Origin of the sequence: Bordetella ansorpii (assembly GCF_900078705.1) — a bacterium.
Classification (GTDB): Bacteria; Pseudomonadota; Gammaproteobacteria; order Burkholderiales; family Burkholderiaceae_B; genus Bordetella; species Bordetella ansorpii_A.
The window spans coordinates 92,693-110,169 of the sequence record NZ_FKIF01000007.1; the positions used below are offsets into that span (position 1 = coordinate 92,693).

The window sequence follows — 17,477 nt, forward strand, 5'->3', positions numbered from 1 at the left end:
CCCCGTGCGCGGCCTGCCTGACGGCGGCAGTGCTATCGTACCAATCCTCGACCCCCGGCAAGATCAAGCCGGTTCACCGTGTTCGCCCGCGCCAGGCCCGTTTTCATTTCCACCGAGTTGGTTTTCCGTTTTGACTGCCGTAGCCCCTCAGACCCCACCCGTGCAACCCGCCGCCTCGATCCGCGTGACGGTGCAACTGCCTGTCCGCCTGGCCGATGGCACCGACACGCTGGCGCAGTCGTACAGCTTCAACGGCCTGGCCGATGGCAAGGAGCACGTGGCGCTGCGCCTGGGCAAGCCGGGCCCCATCCCCGTGGTGCGGCTGCATTCCGAATGCCTGACGGGCGATGTGTTCGGGTCGCTGCGCTGCGATTGCGGCCCCCAGTTGCAAGAGGCGCTCAGCGTGCTGAACGAAGAGGGCGGCTATCTGCTCTACCTGCGCCAGGAGGGGCGCGGCATCGGCCTGTATTCCAAGCTGGACGCCTACCGCCTGCAGGAACAGGGCCGCGACACCTACGCCGCCAACCTGGAACTGGGACATGGCGTGGACGACCGCGACTACACCGCCGCCGCGCAGATGCTGAAGGCGCTGGGCATCACCCGCATCGAGCTGGTCACCAACAATCCCGACAAGAAACAGCAGCTGGAGCAACTGGGGATCGAAGTGGCCAGGTGCCGCCTGACGGGCGTGCACGCCAATCAGCACAACCTGGCGTATCTCAAGGCGAAGATCGACCGCACCGGCCATCTGCTGAGGATGGACGGCAGCGACAAGGAATAGCGGCACGGCGTCAGGCGCGGGCCGCCAGTCCGCTGCCTGGCGCGGGTCTTCCTGGCGGGGCGAACGCAGGCCTCAAGCCGACAGCCGCTCGCGCCACGCCTGGATCTGCGGCAGGTCGGCCGTGGCGCCGCCGCACACGATCACCAGCGGCGCGGACACCTCCGCGATCATGGCCTGGTCTCGCGCATAAATGGCCGCCAGCGACGCTCCGCACGCGGGCTCGACCAGGATGCGATGATCCGCCAGGAAGCGCTCGCAGGCGTCGACGGCCTCCAGGTCCGTCACCACCACGCTGCGGATGTCGTGCGTCCTGCTCAGTTCATAGGCGTTTTCGCATACCGCCTTGGCACCCAGCGAGGTGGCCACGCTGGTGATGGCGTCCAGTTCGACGCGCCTGCCGGCCCGCATGGCCTGGGCCAGCGAATCCGCGCCCACGGTCTCCATGGCCAGCACCGGAAGCTGGGCCAGCGCGTTGCGCCGCAAGCCCTCGACCACGCCAGACAGCAGGCCGCCGCCGCCCACCGACAGGATGACCGAGTCGAACGCCACGCCCGCCTGCACGGCCTCGTCGATCATGCTGGCATGGCCCGTCCACATCAGCGGATCGTCGAACGGATGCACGAAGGCCACGGCCGGGTCGGCCAGCATGGACTGGGCCAGCGCGTTGGCTTCCATCCACGAGGCGCCGTGCACGATCACGGTGGCGTCTTCCTGCTCGATCAGCGCCTTGGCGCGCGCCGTGGTGGTTTCGGGCACGACCACCGTCACGGGAATGCCCAGTTGCCGGCCGGCGTAGGCCACCGCGATCCCGGCGTTGCCGCCCGAAGACGAGACGAGGCGGGTCTTGCCATTGCGGGCATGCGCCTCGCAGGCCGCGCCCACGCCGCGCAGCTTGAACGACCCCGATGGCTGCAGGGCTTCGAGCTTCAGCCAGACCGGCTTGCCGGCGAGACGGCTGAGGGCGCGGGATGCCAACAGCGGGGTCTGGATGTGCAGGGGCATGGGAAGTCTCGAAGCGCAAGAGTGGATGAGAAGGGGCGAGTCAGGCGTTTTGCGCCGGAGCGTGGCGGGCGCCGGCCGGCGGCGCCGTGCGGGACAACGCCAGCCCGGCGATGATCACCGAGATGCCCACGGCGTGATACGGATGCAGGGCCTCGCCCAGGAAACCCACGGCCATCAGCGATCCGTACACCGGCAGCAGATGGATGAACAGCGAGGCCTTGGCCGGCCCGATGCGCGCCACGCCGATCGCGTACAGCAGGTTGGCCAGCAGCGAGGCCACGATGCCGACGTACAGGATGGCCGCGACAGTCGTGCCGCTCCAGTTCGTGCGGGCGCCGGACAGGTATTCGATGACGGCGAACGGCAACATGGCCGCCACCGTGATGCCCAGCTGGATGCTGAGCATCCCGATGCGGCTCAGGTCCGCGGGCACCGCGCGCAGCCACAGCGAGAACAAGGCGAACGACGCCATGGCGCCGAAGACGATCAGGTCGCCTTGCGAAAACGACAGGGACAGCAGGTCCTGCAGGTTGCCGTGCGTGATGATGGTCAGCACGCCCGCGCAACTGAGCGCCAGGCCCAGCACCTGCCGGGCCACCAGTTTCTGGCCGAAGAACAGGGCGGCCAAGAGCAGCACCAGCACGGGAATGGTCGAATTCAGCAACTGGCCGTTGGCGGCCGTGGTGTAGTGCAGGCCCACGTACACCAGCGCGCTGAACAGCGTCAGGCCCGAGATCGCGGTGCGCACCAGCAGCCAGCGCAGTTCCCAGTAGCGGCGCCAGTCGCGCCGGATGGCCGGCAAGCCGAAGGGCAGCAGGCAGGCAAAGGCCACCACGTGCCGGGCGAAGGCCAGCATCATGGGCGGCACGTCGTCGCGGATGGCGCGGCCCACGATGAAGTTGCCGGCCCAGAACAAGGGGGGCACCAACAGGATCAGCCAGCCGCCTGTGTCCGCCTTGCGGCCCGTGTGGATGTTCATGTCGATGATTTCCGTTGCGCTTCTGCTTGCGTTGTGTAGGGGTCCCGCGAGAGCGCAAGAATACCGCTGTTGCGCCAGGCGGCCCAATCCTGGCCCGATCAGGCTTTCCGCCGTGGCAAGGATGTCGTCCTTCCGGCTGGACGGCGGCCAGCCGGGCAGGGGGGGCTGTTTTATTGGCATACTGCTTACCTGGCACAATTTCAGCGAAGCCCGGTCCAGCCTTGCGCCTTGCATCCATCCTCGATGGACGTACCGTCCTGGCAGGGCCGCGGCAAGGCTGCCCGAGCACGATGCGGCGCATTGTTCGTGCGACGGCGGCACGGACCGAGGGTAAACATGGACACGATCGACACATTGGTGCTGCGCACCTTGCAAAGCTGGCGGGCGTCCGGGCGCCGCGCCGTGCTGGCCACGGTGGTGCGCACCTGGGGGTCGTCGCCGCGGCCCGTCGGCGCGATGATGGCGCTGTGCGAAGACGGCGGCGTGGTGGGATCGGTATCGGGCGGCTGCATCGAGGACGACCTGATCGACCGCTACACGCAGGCCTATGGCCGCGGAGCGATTCCCGAGGGGCCGCCGGAACTGCTGCGCTATGGCGTCAGCGCGGATGAGGCGCACCGTTTCGGGCTGCCTTGCGGCGGCACGCTCGAATTGCTGCTGGAGTTCGATCCCGACCCCGGGTCGCTGGACAGGCTGGTCGTCCGCCTCGACAACGGCGAACTGGTGTGCAGAGAGGTGGACTGCCGCGACGGCGCCGTGCAACTGCTCGGCGCGGATGCGCCCAGCGACCTGAAGTTCGACGGCGCACGCATGGCGAACACCTTGGGACCGGGTTATCGCATGCTGCTGATCGGCGCGGGCGCGCTGGCGCAGTATCTGGCCACCATGGCCATCTTCAATGGGTTCAAGGTGACCGTGTGCGATCCCCGCGTCGAGCATCGCAGCACCTGGGCCATGCCCGACGTACCCCTGCTGACGGAAATGCCCGACGATGTGGTGACCGCGTTCCGGCCGGATTCGCGCACCTGTATCCTGGCGCTGACCCACGACCCCAAGCTGGATGACCTGGCCTTGCTCGAGGCGCTGGAAAGTCCGGCCTTCTACGTCGGGGCCATCGGATCAAGGCGCAACAGCGCCGCCCGGCGCGCGCGCTTCATGGAGCACTTCGATGCGACCGAGACCTCGCTGACCAGGCTGCGCGGTCCCATCGGGCTGTATATCGGCAGCAAGACGCCCGCGGAAATCGCCGTCAGCATCATGGCCGAGGTGCTGGCCACCAAGAACGGCGTAGTGCTGGCGCCGGAAATGGACATCGAGGCAGCCAAGGCCCACCGTGAACTGAACCCCTAGGCTGGTCAGAATGCCCGCAGCAGGGCGCGTCCGTAGTGATTGTTGGATTCGACCAGGATACCCAGCAAGCGCATGAACACCTCGCGGTTGCGGGCATTCAGGGGTTCGAGCAGGCGCGCCTGCGCGCGCGCCATGCCCTCGTGCAGCTCTTCCACGATCTTGGCGCCGGCCTTGGTCAGCTTGGCCTGGCGCGACCGCTTGTCTTCGGGGTTGACGCGACGCTCGAGCAGGCCGCGCTCTTGAAGCCGCTTGATCACATCCGCGGTGGTGGTGCGGTCCAGGCCCACGTCCATGCCGATCTCGGTCTGGTCCATCCAGGGCAGCAGCGACAGCGCGGTCAACACGCCATACTGGACCGGCGTGATGTTCTGCGAATGGCATTCCTCGAAGAACATGGCGTAGTGGATCTGGTTCAAGCGGCGCACCAAGAAGCCCGGGCGCTCCCAAAGGACCTCGCGCGCGACGTCTCCGTCGTCGTCCTGGGCGGGCGGGCGTGCGTTGAGGGTTGCCGACTTGCGCGCCGCCAGGGCGGATTTCTTAGGAGACGTCATGCACACTTCCCGTGTGGGCAAAAATAACAGTGTACTGAATAAAGTCAGACGGGATAGACCAGATCGTTGGCCAGGATGTTGGTATCGTAGATCACGTCCCGACGCTTCAGGCGCAGCGCGCCGTCCTCGCGCACGAACACATCCTGGTACGCCCCGGCCAGGTGCACGGTGGTGGGGCCTTCGACCAGGGTCTGCATCAGCAGGAAGCTGGCCTGGGCGGCGATCTCGCCGGCTTGCGTGGCGTCGATGACGCGCACGCCGCTGACGATGTGCAGCAGGTAGCGCGGCGCGAACATCTGCGTGCGCGAGATCGCCACCGCCCGATCATGCATCATGTCGCGGCCTTCGGCGTAGACCAGCCCCACGGGCAGGTTCAGCTCGGCGTTTTCGCGCGCGGTGACGCGGTACACCGCATCCTCGACGAAGAACTCCGGCCAGCGCTCGACATCGCCGCCGTCCAGCGCGGCGCAATATTCGGCGTGGAACAGCTCGATCCCGGCCTTCAACGCCAGGGCCTGCTCCAGCGGCAAGCGGCTGGGCACGTAGGTGTTGCTTTGGTTCATCTCGGCAGTTTCCTTCAGAAGCCCATGACCTGACGGTAATACTGATACATCGAACGGATGGCCGCCTCGGAGATCAGCGTCTCGGAGGTGCCGAGCTTGCCGCTTTCCAGTTTCAGCACGTTCAGGTCGGTGCTCGAACGCCGCACGCCTTCCTGCACGAACTTCATGGCCTCGTTGTCTTCCAGCCCGAGGAATCCGGCGGGGCCCATCAGGTTGCCCTGGCGCAGGCGATGGCGCTGCATCTCTTCCGTGTCGTCCTCGTAACCGAACATGGTCCATTGCATGATCATGCTGTTGGGGCCGTTGGGGATGATGTGGCGCACGCCGAGCGTATTCATCTCGCGCTGCACGATGAGGTTCGGCCAGATGGTCTGCATGGTGACCGACCAGGGCGAATCGAACTCCTTGACGTATTCCAGGAAACGGTCGTCGCGCAGCCGCAGGCCATCGTGGAACGAGCGCATTTCCTTTTTGTTCTCTTCACTGACCGTGGCGTACTTCTCCTCGCTCTTGGCCGATGCCATGGTGCCGTGACGGCCGTGCACCGTATCCACGGTCATCGCCGACTTGTTGCCGGCCACCAGCAGGCCGAACACCACCAGGAACGAATGCAGCAGGGTCGCATGGTACGGATCCTTCAGGTTCTCGTGGTACATCTTCCAGTTGCAGGGCAGCTCGTTGCGGTAGTAGCCCAGCAGTTTCAGCGGACGGCCGGGAAATACCGCATCGAAGTCCACCAGCATCTCGGGCGTCAGGTATTCCTCGATCGGCTCGACGTCGTCGGAATACGACGCGAAAATCACGCCGTGGCGCGTGGTGACGTTCAGCTTGCGCAGGCCGTGCTCTTCGTTGCGGAAGTCACGCGGCATGCCGCCGGCCTTGTTCACGCCGCGCTTGAACGGCACCCCCTGCAGATTGCCCTTCAGGTCATAAGACCACTGGTGGTAGGGGCACACGAACTCTTTGGTCTTGCCCTGGCCGTGGCGGCAGAACTCCGCGCCACGGTGCGCACACCGGTTCTCGAAGACATGCAGGCCGCCGTCTTCCGCGCGCGACACCACCACGGGCACGGCGCCCACATACGACCGCTTGTAGCTGCCGGGCTCGGGCACTTCGGCTTCCAGCGCCACATAGTTCCAGGTCTTGCCGCGAAAGATGCGGTCCTGCTCCTGCTCGTAGACCGCCTGGCTGGTATAGACCCAGTCAGGCACGAAATGCAGGGCGTCCTCGGGCCAGGTGCAGCCTTGCAGCGGCGGATCCTTGCGGGCGGGAGTGATGCCGATCACGGTTTGCGATTGATACATGAAAGAGCTCCGATGAGCCGCGCGTTCAGGCGAAACGCTGCAGGCAGGATTTGACGAGAGGCTTCAGGGCGCAGGCAGGATCGGCGAACGCGTGCGCGTCGATGGCGGCCGCCTGCTCGAACAACGGGCGCAGCACGCGCAGGTCGCCACCGGCATTGATGGCCACGCCGTGCACCGGCACGCCCTCGCGCAGACCCACGGCCAACAGCCTGGGGGCATCGTCGGTGGGCTGCGCCGTGCCTCGCATGACGTACTGCAGGCCCGGTTGCGCAGCGCCCAGGATCTGGATGTTGCAGCCGAGCTGGTCGGTCCAGAACCAGGGGTAGGGCGTCACGGGGCGTTCGGCCTGCAACAGGGAAGCGGCGGCGATGGCGCCGTGCGTGTTGGCGTTCTGCCAGGACTCGGTGCGCACAGCCTGCGCGTCCGGTTCGCGGCATTGGCTGGCGCAATCTCCCGCGGCCCAGACATGCGGGTCCGCCGTGCGGCAGTCCGCGTCCACCAGCACGCCCGCCGTGGCCGCGCACAGGGGCAACCCCGCCGATGAAGCCAGTTCGGTATTGGGGACGAGGCCGATGGCCACCAGCACCTGGTCGGCCTCGATCTGGTTGCCGTCGGACAGCGCCAGCGTGGTGCCGGCGGCGGCGGTGGCGCCCGGCACCGCGCCGCAGACCGAGACTCCCAGGCGCACGTCCAGGCCCGCTGCGCGGGCGCGCAGCAGCAGCCACTCGCTGAGCAAGGGCGGCAGCACCCGCCCCAGCAGCGCCGGCGCGCCTTCGATCACGGTGACGGCCGCGCCGCGCTGGCTGGCGGTCCATGCCGCTTCGAGTCCGAGGAATCCGCCGCCGACGACCGCCAGCCGCACGCCGGGGGCCAGGGCGGCGCCCAGCACCATGGCATCGTCCAGGGTGCGCAGCACATGCACATTGGGCAGGCGCTCTGGCAGCAGCGGCAGGCGCCGCGCACGGCCGCCGGTGGCCAGCAGGCACGCGTCATACGGCAGGCGCCTGCCATCGGCCAGCACGACTTCGCGCTGCGCGCGGTCTAGCGCGCTGGCCACGGCCCCCGAGACCACGCGGATGTCGTGGTCCGCGTAGTACTGCGCCGGGTGCAGGCGCCCCACGCCGGCATCGACGTCCGCGCCCAGGGCTTCCTTGGACAGGGGCGGGCGTTCGTACGGCAGGTGCGCCTCGTCGCCCACCAGCGTAATGGCGCCGACGTAGCCCCGTTCGCGCAGCGTGCGCGCGGCGACGGCGCCGGCCTGTCCCGCGCCGACGATCACGATGGAGGCGGGTACGGCCATCGTTCAGGCCTCCAGTTGCGCAAAGATCGCGCCATCCTCGACACGTACCGGGTACACGCTGATCGGAACGGTCGCCGGCGCGCACGCCGGCTCGCCGGTACGCAGATTGAAACGGGCCTGATGCAGAGGGCATTCGACGCAGCCGTCTTCCACATACCCCTCGGCCAGCATGGCGTGGCCATGGGTACAGACACCGTCGGACAGAAAGTACTCGCCATCGCATTTGTAGAGGGCCAGTTGCATCTGGCCGACGGTCAGCGCGATGGCGCTGTCGTCATCGACCTGATCGGTGGAAGCTATGCGTATCCAGTTCATGGTTTTCTCCGGAAATTAATCAGTACACTGAGCAAAGTCTAGCAGCGATGCATCGATTCTTCCAGCGTTTGTGGCAGGAATGAACTACGGGAAAACACGGGGCTCCGCGGGGCGTACAACACTGGTGCAGGCATGCATTTTCCTGGGCATCGCATGCGCCGATACGGTGCGTGAAAAACGCCGGAAATTTGTCCGTATGCTGAGGATTCAACCTATTGACGAACCTGCAAAGTAATCAGCATACTGATTAATAGCACGACGGCTGACAGTCAGTGCGATGCGCTTCACGCGAGATGGCACGATCCCTGCATGGGTAAGGTTGCCGCTCGCAGAACAGGGCCGGTCGGCCTCACGAATCAAGGGGAATTGAGTTATGCAACGTCGTCGTTTCCTGACCCAGGCGGCAGGTATGGGAGCCGCCATCGCGGCCGTTCCGGCAATTGCGCAGGAAGGCGCCACTGTGCGCTGGCGCATGTCCACCAGTTGGCCCAAGAGCCTGGACGCCATGTACGGCTCGGCCGACGAACTGGCCAAGCGCGTATCCGAACTGACGGGCGGAAAATTCGAGATCCGCGTCTTTCCCGCGGGCGAGATCGTGCCTCCGGCGCAGAACATGGACGCCGTCAGCAACGGCACCGTGGAATGCAACCATGTGCTGAGCACCTTTCACCTGGGCAAGAACACCGCGCTGGCGTTCGACACCGGCCTGTCGTTCGGTCTCAGTGCGCGGCAGCACAACGCATGGATCCACTACGGCGGCGGCCTGGAAAAGCTGCGGGCCCTCTACAAGAAATACAACATCGTCAATCACGTCTGTGGAAACGTCGGCGTGCAGATGGGCGGCTGGTTCCGCCGCGAGATCAAGACGGTCGATGACCTGAAAGGCCTGAAGATGCGCATCGGCGGCATCGGCGGCATGGTGCTGTCCAAGCTGGGCGCGATTCCTCAGCAGATTCCACCGGGCGATATCTACCCCTCGCTGGAGAAGGGCACGATCGACGCGGCCGAGTGGATCGGTCCTTACGACGATCTCAAGCTGGGCCTGAACAAGGTGGCCCCGTTCTACTACTCGCCGGGCTGGTTCGAGGGCAGCGCGTCCATCACCACCATGGTCAACGCCGCGGCCTGGGCCGCGCTGCCGCCGCTGTTCAAGGCCGCCTTCGAGTGCGCATGCTCCGAACAGACCATGAAGATGCTGGCCAAGTACGACGCCAGCAATCCCGGCGCGATGAAGTCGCTGCTGGCGGGCGGCGCCAAACTGTCGTTCTTCCCGCGCGACGTGATGGACGCCGCCTACAAGGCGTCGCAGGAACTCTGGAAGGAACAGGTCGCGGCCAATGCCGATTTCGCGGCGCTGTTCCCACAGTGGTCGGAATTCCAGCGTGACCAGGCCAGTTGGTTCCGCGTGGCCGAAAGCGCGCTGGACAATTACACGTTCCAGGCGGTGACGCGTCGTTGAGCCACGGCCGGCCAGCCGTCTCATCACCATAGAGGTGTTTCATGCAAGACAAGCCCCACGCCGCCCACGGCGCCAAGCCCCAAGGCGTCGGCGCGCGTGTTCCCCGCAAGGAGGACACGCGCCATCTCATGGGCCGCGGCCAGTTCGTCGGCGACATGTCCATGCCCGGCCTGCGCGAGGTCGCCTTCCTGCGCAGCCCGCTGGCCCATGCCCGCGTGGCCGATGTCCGCATCCCGCCGGCGCTGGACGGCAAGGTGTTCACGCGCGAGCACATGCAGGTGCTGGACATCGTGGCCGACTCGACGCTGCCGACGTACCAGCGCTCGGCCCAGCCGCCGCTGGCGCGCGGCAAGGTGCGCTTCGTCGGCGAACCGGTGGCCATGGCGGTGGCGGCCACGCGCGCCGAGGCCGAAGACCTGATCGAAGAAGTCGGCGTGGATTACGACGAGCTGCCGGTCTACGCCAGTGCCCAGGCCGCGTTGGCCGCGCAGTGCGATCTGGTGCATGAGGAATGGCGCGACAATCTCTTCGTCACGCTGAAGGCCGAGAAGGATTTCGCGCCCGAGCAACTGGACGCGCCCGTGGTGGTGCGACGGCGCGTCGAACTGGCGCGCCAGTGCATGGTTCCCATGGAAGGCAAGGCGGTGCTGGCGTACTGGGATCACCGGGAAGACCAATTGGTGGTGGTCAGCGCGACCCAGGTGCCGCACATGATCCGCACCGGCTTGGCGCAATGCCTGGAGCTGGACCAGGCCAAGGTGCGCGTCATTTCTCCGGACGTGGGCGGCGCCTTCGGCTACAAGTGCGTGCTGCAGCAGGAAGAGCTTTGCGTGGCCTGGCTGGCCAAGACTTACAAGAAACCGTTCCGCTATCTCGAGGACCGCCGCGAACACCTGATCGCCGGCGCCAACACGCGCGAACACGGCTACGAACTGACGGCCTATGCCGACCGCGACGGACGCCTGCTGGCCCTGGACGCCCACATCGTCATCGATGGCGGCGCCTATTCGGTCTGGCCGTTCACCATCGGCCTGGAGCCCGGGCAGGCCACCGGCAATCTGCCTGGGCCCTACGACTTCCAGCGCTACCGCTGCCTCACCCAGTGCGTGGCCACCAACAAGCCGGGCTTCGTCCCTTATCGCGGCGTGGCCCGCACCGGCGTCTGCTTCGCCATCGAACTGATGATGGACAGCATTGCCTACCAGGTCGGCAAAGAGCCCTGGGAGGTGCGCATGCTGAATCTGGTCAAGCCCGAACAGATGCCCTACGTGAACGTGGCGAACAAGCATTTCGACAGCGGCGACTATCCGGCCAGCCTGCGGCGCGCATTGCAGATGATCGACGCGCCCGCGGTACGCCGACGCCAGGCGCAGGCGGAGGCCGATGGACGGCTGATCGGGCTGGGCGTGGCGACCTATACCGAGCAGTCCGCGCACGGTACCTCGGTCTTCGCGGCCTGGGGCACGCCCGTGATTCCTGGCTATGACCAGGCGGCGGTGAAGATCACGCCCGATGGCGGCCTGGAGGTTCGCGTGGGCGTGCATTCGCACGGGCAGGGCATGGAGACCACGTTCGCGCAGATCGCCAACGAAGTCCTGGGCACCGATATTTCGCGCATCAAAGTGCTGCACGGCGACACCGGCCAGACGCCGTTCTCGACCGGCACCTACGCTTCGCGCGCCCTGGTGATGTCGGGAGGCGCGGTGTCGCAGGCCTGCAAGCGCCTGGCGCCGCGCCTGCTGCACATCGGCGCGCACATGCTGAACGCGACGCCCGACCGGGCCGAGCTGCGCGACGGATCGGTCTGGGTGGGCGAGCACTCGGTCAGCGTGCGCGAGATCGCCGACGCCTGGTACATCAACCCGCACAAGCTGCCCAGGGACGCGGACATCGGCGGCCTGGAGACCACGGTGGGCTACAAGCCCAAGGTGGACACCGGCTCGTTCACCTACGCCAGCCATGCGGCGGTGGTGGCGCTGGATCCGGGCACGGGCGCCGTCGAAATCCTCGATTACGTCGCGGTCGAAGACTGCGGCACCATGATCAACCCCATGGTGGTCGAGGGCCAGACCTTCGGCGGCATCGCCCAGGGCCTGGGGACGGCGCTCTACGAAGAAACCCCTTACGACGAGAACGGCCAGCCGCTGGCCTCGACGTTCGCCGACTACGTCATGCCCGGCGCGACCGAAGTCCCGTCCATCCGGATCGACCATTTCGAGACCCCGTCGCCGCACACGGAATTCGGCGCCAAGGGCATGGGCGAGGGCGGCGCGATCGCCCCTCCCGCCGTCATCTACAACGCGGTCAACGACGTGCTGCACCGGCTGCACGCGCCGCTGGTGCACCGCACGCCGCTGACGCCCCGGCGCCTGATGCACGCGCTGGCCGGGGCGGGCCGCGCGGCCGTCGCACCGGCGGGATCTTCGTCCGTCGCAACGCCGTCCGACGCCCTGATGGAGGTGGGCCAGTGAAAGCAGCCCGTTTCGATTACGCCCGCCCCGCCAGCCTGGCTGATGCGCTGAAGGGCCTGATGACCGCTGGACACGGGGCCAAGCCCATGTCGGGCAGCCAGTCGCTGGGGCCGATGCTGAACCTGCGCCTGGCCCGGCCCGGCGCCGTGGTGGATGTGTCCGGCGTCCCGGAATTGCGCAAGGTGGAGCAACGGGGCGAGCGCCTGCGGGTGGGCGCGGCGGTGACGCATGCCGAGATCGAGGATGGCGTGCACGCGCCGCTCAGGAACCATCCCATGCAGGGCGTGGCCGGGCGCATCGCCTACCGGGCGGTGCGCAACCGGGGCACGCTGGGCGGCAGCCTGGCCCACGCCGACCCGGCGGCGGACTGGGTGGTGGTGTGCGCCGGCCTGGGCGCCAGGCTGGAGATCGCGGATGCCGACGGCGCAGTGCGCCACGAAACCGTGCAGCGTTTCATGGCTGGCGCCTATACCACCTCGCTCCAGGAGGGCGAGCTGATCGTGGCGGTGGACGTGCCGGCCGCCAGCGCCGACAGCCGCTTCGGCTACTACAAGTTCTGCCGCAAGACGGGCGAGTTCGCGGAGGCCAGTTGCGTGGCCTGGTTCGATCCCCGCAGCCGCACCGCGCGTCTCGTGCTGGGCGCGCTCGACGCCACGCCGCGATCGCTGACGGCGCTGGCGCAGGCCTGTGCGCGGCAGGGCGGGGCGGCGGTGACCGCGGCGGCGGTACGCGGCGCGGTCGAACAGGCCCTGCCCGAAAAGGATGCGGTCGAACGCCGCCTGTACGAAACCGTGGTGGTCCGCTGCCTGGCCCAGGCGCTGGGCACGCCCGCCAACCTGATCGACGACATGCCGCCCCGCGGGGCCGGCGAGGCAAAGCCATGAGTCTGGTTTCAATGAAAGTCAACGGCGAAGCCGTGTGCCATGACGTCCCGGCGCGCATGCACCTGGGCGACTACCTGCGCGACGAGGCGCGCCTGACGGGCACGCATCTGGGATGCGAGCACGGCGTATGCGGGGCGTGCACCGTGCTGGTGGACAACCGGCCGGTCCGGTCCTGCATCACCTTCGCGGTCGCCTGCGAGGCACGCGAGGTCGTCACGGTCGAAGGCTACGACGAGGATCCGGTGATGCGCCGCCTGCGTGCCGCATTCACCGCCCACCACGCCCTGCAGTGCGGTTTCTGTACGCCAGGCATGCTGGCCACCGCGCGCGACATCGCGCTGCGCCTGCCCGACGCCGACGAGAAGCGCGTGCGTATCGAGCTGTCCGGCAACCTGTGCCGCTGCACGGGCTACATGGGAATCGTGGCGGCGGTCCTCTCGGTGTTGCACGACCTGCGGGAACAACCCGATCCGGCCGTCGAGGCATTGCGCCGCGCACTGCCCGTCGCGCCGCCGCTGGCCGCGCTCGCGGACAGGCCGCTGCAGGTCTTCGAAGCGCGCCACGACGAGGACGAGGTCGCCGCGCCCACGCCGCCGGGCAGGCCCTCCGCCGGCGGCGCCAGGGAAGCAAAGGGCAAGGGGCAGCACATCGACGGCGAATTCAGCGTCCCGTTCCCGCCGGACGAGGTATGGACGTTCATGGTGGATCTGCCGCGCGTGGCGGGATGCCTGCCCGGCGCGCAGATCGTCTCCCGGCAGGGCGATGAAGTCCAGGGCCGGATCGGCATCAAGTTCGGTCCGATGCAGGCGGCGTTCGAAGGCAAGGCCACGCTCGAACGCGATGACGCGGCGCGCGCCGCCATCCTGCGCGGGGCGGGCAAGGATACGGTCAGCCAGTCGCGCGCCCAGGGCGACATCGGATACCGCCTGGAACAGGACGGGCAGGGCACCCGCGTCGTCATCGACATGGATTACGCCCTGCAAGGACCGCTGGCGCAGTTCTCGCGCTCCGGCCTGGTGCAGGATTTCGTACGCCGCATGATCGCCGAGTTCGGCCGCAACGTGGCCAGGCGCATGCAGAACCCCGACGCCGCCGATGACGCGCCGGTGGCCGCCCTCAATCCCCTTGCCCTGTTCTTCGGGGTGCTGAAGGACCGCATCATGCGCCTGTTCCGACGCCGGACGTAGCCCGGCCCCGATTCACCCCGGTTTTCCTGTTGGTTTTCAGATATCCCGTTTTTGTTGGGAGGCACCATGTCGCTCATACGCAAGCCATTCCTGTTGTGGGCCGCCCTGGCCAGCCTGCTGCTGGCAGGCCCCGGACAGGCCGCCGAGACCGTCCGCGTCCGCCTGGACTGGACGCCCTGGGGCGTGCATGCGCCGTTTCATCTGGCCGCCCGGAAAGGCTGGTTCAAAGAGGCGGGGCTCGACGTCCAGCTCGAAGACGGCAATGGTTCCGTGACCACCGTGCAGATCGTCGGCAACGGCGACTCCTTCGACGTCGGTCATGCCGCGCTGGCCTCCATGATGGTCGCGCGCGACAAGGGGTTGCCCGTCAAGGCGCTGGCGGTGTTCGCGCGCCAGGGCGACATCGGCGTGCTGGTGCCGGCGGACTCGGGCATCGATGGTCCCGCGGGCCTGAAGGGCAAGAAGGTGGCCTACACCGCCGGTTCGCTCGAAGCGCCATTCATCGATGCCTTCCTGGCTCATGGCAAGCTGCGCCGCGACGATCTGGAACTGATCAACGTGGATGCCGCCGGCAAGGCCAGCACGTACGCGGTGGGGCGCGCCGACGCGGCCTTCTCGACCATTCCGTTTTTCCTGCCGGTGGTGTCCCAGAGCCGCGCCTCGCGCGCCGTGCGCTTCGCGGATTACGGCCTGCACATGCCGGGCTTCGGGCTGTTCGCCAGCGAAAGCAAACTGGCGCAGCGGGGCGAGGTGCTGGGGCGCTTCGCCGGCGTGGTCGCTGCCGCGTGGGAATACATCTATGCCGGCCACCAGGACGAGGCGGTCGCCGCGATCCTGGCGGCGCGTCCGCAGGCCCGGCTGAACGCCGACGTTCTGCGTGGCCAGATCGACGCGTTGCGCGACTACTTCGGACCGCTGGACGGCGCGCGGATCGGGCCGCCGGTGGCGCAGGACTGGATCCAGGCCGTCCAGACCCTGTCCTCGGTCGGCCTGGTGTCCGCGCAACGCCCCGCGGCCGATTACTACGCCGAGGGCCGCATGGTTCTGCATGCTCCCTACGGGAGCGCCAAATGAGCGACGTCACGATCGCCGCGCGCGGCGTGGGCAAGCGTTACGAAGGCGAGCGCGGGGTGCAGGCGCTGGCCGGCGTCGACGTGCAGGTGCCGGCGGGACGATTCGTCAGCCTTCTGGGCCCCAGCGGCTGCGGCAAGAGCACGTTCCTGCGCTGCGTGGCCGGACTGGAATCCGTCACCGAAGGCAGCCTGGCTGTCTATGGCCAGCCGGTCCGCTGCGCGCCGGAAGGCATCGGTTTCGTCTTCCAGCGCGATGCGTTGCTGGAATGGCGCTCCATCCGCGACAACATCCTGCTGCCTATCGAATTCGCCGGCAAGAAGCGCCAGGATTACCAAGCCAAAGTGGACGCCCTGCTGGACATGACGGGCCTGTCGGCCTTTGCCGGCAGCTACCCCCGCGAGTTGTCGGGCGGCATGCGGCAGCGGGCGGCGATCTGCCGCGCGCTGGTGGATGCCCCCCGTCTGCTGCTGATGGACGAACCTTTCGGCGCGCTCGATGCCATGACGCGCGACCAGATGAACGCCGAGCTGCAGCGCCTCTGGCTGGGCACGCGCAATACCGTGCTGTTCGTCACGCACGGCATTGCCGAGGCCGTATTCCTGGGCGACGAGGTGATGGTGTTCTCTGCCCGGCCGGGCACGGTGCGGGAGGTGATCACGATCGACCTGCCGCGGCCACGGCCGCTGTCGATCCGGGAAACGCCCGAGTTCGGCGCGTACGTATCGCGATTGCGCGGGCTCTTCCAGGAAATGGGCCTGTTCCAGGAGCCGGAGGTGGCGCGATGACAGCCCCGCGTTCCGGCCCGGCGCGCCGCAAGGGGGCCGTCGGCAAGCTCGCCGCCGGCGCCGTGTCCATCGCGGCGATGCTGCTGTTGTGGGAAGCGGCGGGGCGGTTGCTGCACGTGCGGCCCATCATGCTGCCGCTGCCCTCGGCCGTGCTGGCCGACCTGGCCAAGGATTGGCACTGGTATCTGGACCACGCCCTGTACACCCTTTTCACCACGCTGTGCGGCTTCGTGCTGTCGGTCGTCGGCGGCGTGGCCATCGCGCTGTTGCTGGTCGGATCGAGCGGGTTCGCGCGCTTCGGGTATCCGCTGATCGTGGCGCTGAACAGCGTCCCCAAGGTCGCCGTCGCGCCGCTGTTCGTGATCTGGATGGGCACGGGTGCGGAACCCAAGGTAGCCATCGCGTTCCTGATCGCCGTGTTCGCCATCATCGTCGACGCCGCCCACGGCCTGCGGTCGGTGCCGCAGGACGTCCAGGACCTGGGCCGCGTGCTGCGAGGCTCGTGGCTGCAATTCTTCCTGAAGGTCCGGCTGCCCGCCGCGTTGCCCTCGCTGGTCGCCGGCATGAAAGTCGCGATTTCGCTGGCGCTGGTCGGCGCGATCGTCGGCGAATTCGTCTCGTCGCAGCGCGGCCTGGGCTACGTAATCATGAGCGCGCAGGGCACCTTCGACACCGTGCGGGTATTCGCCGCGGTGTTCGTGCTGGCGGCGCTGGGCCTGTTGCTCTATGGCGCGCTGGCATGGATCGAGCGGCGCGCCATGCCCTGGCGCGCCGCCGAACACTGACGGCTCGCGCCCACCGATTCCATTGTTTTCAAGATCAGAGACTGCCATGCAATCCTTGCTCCGCCTCTCTCGCATGATCGATGCACTGAACGTCCGGGTAGGGCGGGTCGTGGCCTGGTTGATCCTGGCCATGGTGCTGATCAGCGCGGCGAACGCCTTCGGGCGAAAGTTCTTCCACGCCAGCTCCAACGCCTGGCTGGAGATCCAGTGGTACATGTTCGGCGCCTTGTTCCTGCTGGCGTCCGGCTATTGCCTGCTGCGCAACGACCACGTGCGCGTGGACATCATCGCGCAGCGTTTCTCGCCGCGCGCGCAGGTGCGCCTGGAGATCTTCGGCATCCTGTTCTTCCTGCTGCCCGGCTGCACCATGATCATGTGGCTGGCATGGCCCATGTTTTGGGAGTCCTATAGCAGCGGCGAGATGTCCTCCAACTCCGGGGGCCTGATCCGCTGGCCCGCCAAGCTGCTGGTGCCCGTCGGTTTCACGTTGCTGATCGCCGCCGCGCTGTCGCACCTGGTCAAGTGCGTCGGCTTCCTGCGGGGCGCGTGCGGCGATCCGCGCCAGCGCGAAGCCACGGCCGACGAAAAGGCGCTGGCCGAGGAGATCGCGGCCCGCCTCGGGGAACACGGCGTGCCCGCCGGGCAGACGGCGCCGTCCGGCAAGCAGGCAGCGAAGGCGGACTGACC

17 protein-coding genes are annotated in these 17,477 nt (G+C 67.6%); 10 read left to right on the top strand and 7 right to left on the bottom strand.

Annotation, left to right across the window (positions count from 1 at the left end; translation table 11 throughout):
• The first annotated feature begins 196 nt into the window (after positions 1-196).
• Positions 197-781 carry a GTP cyclohydrolase II gene (locus A6745_RS16100; RefSeq protein WP_456236471.1) on the top strand — a complete coding sequence of 195 codons (585 nt, stop codon included), beginning with the start codon at positions 197-199 and terminating at the stop codon, positions 779-781.
• A gap of 72 nt (positions 782-853) precedes the next feature.
• Here A6745_RS16100 and A6745_RS16105 read toward each other — a convergent pair whose 3' ends face one another.
• A complete protein-coding gene (locus tag A6745_RS16105; protein WP_066129164.1) occupies positions 854-1,783 on the bottom strand; it encodes a pyridoxal-phosphate dependent enzyme in 930 nt (309 codons plus the stop codon).
• 40 nt (positions 1,784-1,823) lie between these two features.
• Positions 1,824-2,762, bottom strand: a complete 939-nt coding sequence (locus tag A6745_RS16110) for a DMT family transporter (protein ID WP_066129168.1) — start codon at positions 2,760-2,762, stop codon at positions 1,824-1,826.
• Between the two features lie 336 nt (positions 2,763-3,098).
• On the opposite strand from A6745_RS16110, the gene A6745_RS16115 reads away from it, so the two are divergent.
• Complete coding sequence (locus tag A6745_RS16115) at positions 3,099-4,112, top strand: XdhC family protein (RefSeq protein WP_066129171.1); 1,014 nt, start codon at positions 3,099-3,101, stop codon at positions 4,110-4,112.
• 5 nt (positions 4,113-4,117) lie between these two features.
• Here A6745_RS16115 and A6745_RS16120 read toward each other — a convergent pair whose 3' ends face one another.
• The 5 genes from A6745_RS16120 to A6745_RS16140 are packed head-to-tail and all read right to left on the bottom strand — an operon-like array spanning position 4,118 to position 8,145.
• A complete protein-coding gene (locus A6745_RS16120) occupies positions 4,118-4,663 on the bottom strand; it encodes a MarR family winged helix-turn-helix transcriptional regulator (RefSeq protein WP_082853112.1) in 546 nt (181 codons plus the stop codon).
• A gap of 44 nt (positions 4,664-4,707) precedes the next feature.
• Positions 4,708-5,226 carry an aromatic-ring-hydroxylating dioxygenase subunit beta gene (locus tag A6745_RS16125; protein WP_066129174.1) on the bottom strand — a complete coding sequence of 173 codons (519 nt, stop codon included), beginning with the start codon at positions 5,224-5,226 and terminating at the stop codon, positions 4,708-4,710.
• A 14-nt stretch (positions 5,227-5,240) separates the two neighbouring features.
• A complete protein-coding gene (locus A6745_RS16130) occupies positions 5,241-6,530 on the bottom strand; it encodes an aromatic ring-hydroxylating dioxygenase subunit alpha (protein WP_066129176.1) in 1,290 nt (429 codons plus the stop codon).
• Positions 6,531-6,555: 25 nt separating this feature from the next.
• Positions 6,556-7,830, bottom strand: coding sequence for an NAD(P)/FAD-dependent oxidoreductase (locus A6745_RS16135; protein ID WP_066129183.1), 1,275 nt, complete (start codon positions 7,828-7,830; stop codon positions 6,556-6,558).
• Positions 7,831-7,833: 3 nt separating this feature from the next.
• Positions 7,834-8,145 (bottom strand): non-heme iron oxygenase ferredoxin subunit, encoded by a 312-nt coding sequence (locus A6745_RS16140; protein WP_066129185.1) that lies wholly within the window; start codon positions 8,143-8,145, stop codon positions 7,834-7,836.
• 373 nt (positions 8,146-8,518) lie between these two features.
• Between A6745_RS16140 and A6745_RS16145 the strand changes: the two genes are divergently transcribed.
• The 8 genes from A6745_RS16145 to A6745_RS16180 all read left to right on the top strand — a co-directional run bounded on the left by A6745_RS16145 (position 8,519) and on the right by A6745_RS16180 (position 17,475).
• A complete protein-coding gene (locus A6745_RS16145; RefSeq protein WP_066129188.1) occupies positions 8,519-9,604 on the top strand; it encodes a TRAP transporter substrate-binding protein in 1,086 nt (361 codons plus the stop codon).
• A gap of 41 nt (positions 9,605-9,645) precedes the next feature.
• The gene (locus A6745_RS16150) at positions 9,646-12,075 is read left to right on the top strand and encodes a xanthine dehydrogenase family protein molybdopterin-binding subunit (protein ID WP_066129192.1); all 2,430 of its coding nucleotides are present in this window, start codon (positions 9,646-9,648) and stop codon (positions 12,073-12,075) included.
• Entirely contained in the window at positions 12,072-12,959 is an 888-nt protein-coding gene (locus A6745_RS16155) for an FAD binding domain-containing protein (protein WP_066129195.1), read from the top strand. Before A6745_RS16150 ends, A6745_RS16155 begins: the two co-directional genes overlap by 4 nt.
• Entirely contained in the window at positions 12,956-14,146 is a 1,191-nt protein-coding gene (locus A6745_RS16160; RefSeq protein WP_066129198.1) for a xanthine dehydrogenase family Fe-S subunit, read from the top strand. The genes A6745_RS16155 and A6745_RS16160 overlap by 4 nt, the downstream gene beginning before the upstream one ends.
• 66 nt (positions 14,147-14,212) lie before the next feature.
• Positions 14,213-15,220, top strand: a complete 1,008-nt coding sequence (locus A6745_RS16165; RefSeq protein WP_066129201.1) for an ABC transporter substrate-binding protein — start codon at positions 14,213-14,215, stop codon at positions 15,218-15,220.
• The gene (locus tag A6745_RS16170) at positions 15,217-16,005 is read left to right on the top strand and encodes an ABC transporter ATP-binding protein (protein ID WP_066129203.1); all 789 of its coding nucleotides are present in this window, start codon (positions 15,217-15,219) and stop codon (positions 16,003-16,005) included. Before A6745_RS16165 ends, A6745_RS16170 begins: the two co-directional genes overlap by 4 nt.
• Positions 16,002-16,790, top strand: coding sequence for an ABC transporter permease (locus tag A6745_RS16175; protein ID WP_066129206.1), 789 nt, complete (start codon positions 16,002-16,004; stop codon positions 16,788-16,790). The genes A6745_RS16170 and A6745_RS16175 overlap by 4 nt, the downstream gene beginning before the upstream one ends.
• A gap of 46 nt (positions 16,791-16,836) precedes the next feature.
• Positions 16,837-17,475 (top strand): TRAP transporter small permease subunit, encoded by a 639-nt coding sequence (locus tag A6745_RS16180; RefSeq protein WP_082853113.1) that lies wholly within the window; start codon positions 16,837-16,839, stop codon positions 17,473-17,475.
• Positions 17,476-17,477: the final 2 nt, after the last annotated feature.

Coding starts and splice junctions, on each gene's coding strand:
- A6745_RS16135 (WP_066129183.1), bottom strand. CDS start 7,830: ATGGCCGTACCCGCCTCCATCGTGATCGTCGGCGCGGGACAGGCCGGC.
- A6745_RS16140 (WP_066129185.1), bottom strand. CDS start 8,145: ATGAACTGGATACGCATAGCTTCCACCGATCAGGTCGATGACGACAGC.
- A6745_RS16170 (WP_066129203.1), top strand. CDS start 15,217: ATGAGCGACGTCACGATCGCCGCGCGCGGCGTGGGCAAGCGTTACGAA.
- A6745_RS16145 (WP_066129188.1), top strand. CDS start 8,519: ATGCAACGTCGTCGTTTCCTGACCCAGGCGGCAGGTATGGGAGCCGCC.
- A6745_RS16115 (WP_066129171.1), top strand. CDS start 3,099: ATGGACACGATCGACACATTGGTGCTGCGCACCTTGCAAAGCTGGCGG.
- A6745_RS16120 (WP_082853112.1), bottom strand. CDS start 4,663: ATGACGTCTCCTAAGAAATCCGCCCTGGCGGCGCGCAAGTCGGCAACC.
- A6745_RS16125 (WP_066129174.1), bottom strand. CDS start 5,226: ATGAACCAAAGCAACACCTACGTGCCCAGCCGCTTGCCGCTGGAGCAG.
- A6745_RS16110 (WP_066129168.1), bottom strand. CDS start 2,762: ATGAACATCCACACGGGCCGCAAGGCGGACACAGGCGGCTGGCTGATC.
- A6745_RS16130 (WP_066129176.1), bottom strand. CDS start 6,530: ATGTATCAATCGCAAACCGTGATCGGCATCACTCCCGCCCGCAAGGAT.
- A6745_RS16150 (WP_066129192.1), top strand. CDS start 9,646: ATGCAAGACAAGCCCCACGCCGCCCACGGCGCCAAGCCCCAAGGCGTC.
- A6745_RS16160 (WP_066129198.1), top strand. CDS start 12,956: ATGAGTCTGGTTTCAATGAAAGTCAACGGCGAAGCCGTGTGCCATGAC.
- A6745_RS16180 (WP_082853113.1), top strand. CDS start 16,837: ATGCAATCCTTGCTCCGCCTCTCTCGCATGATCGATGCACTGAACGTC.
- A6745_RS16175 (WP_066129206.1), top strand. CDS start 16,002: ATGACAGCCCCGCGTTCCGGCCCGGCGCGCCGCAAGGGGGCCGTCGGC.
- A6745_RS16165 (WP_066129201.1), top strand. CDS start 14,213: ATGTCGCTCATACGCAAGCCATTCCTGTTGTGGGCCGCCCTGGCCAGC.
- A6745_RS16105 (WP_066129164.1), bottom strand. CDS start 1,783: ATGCCCCTGCACATCCAGACCCCGCTGTTGGCATCCCGCGCCCTCAGC.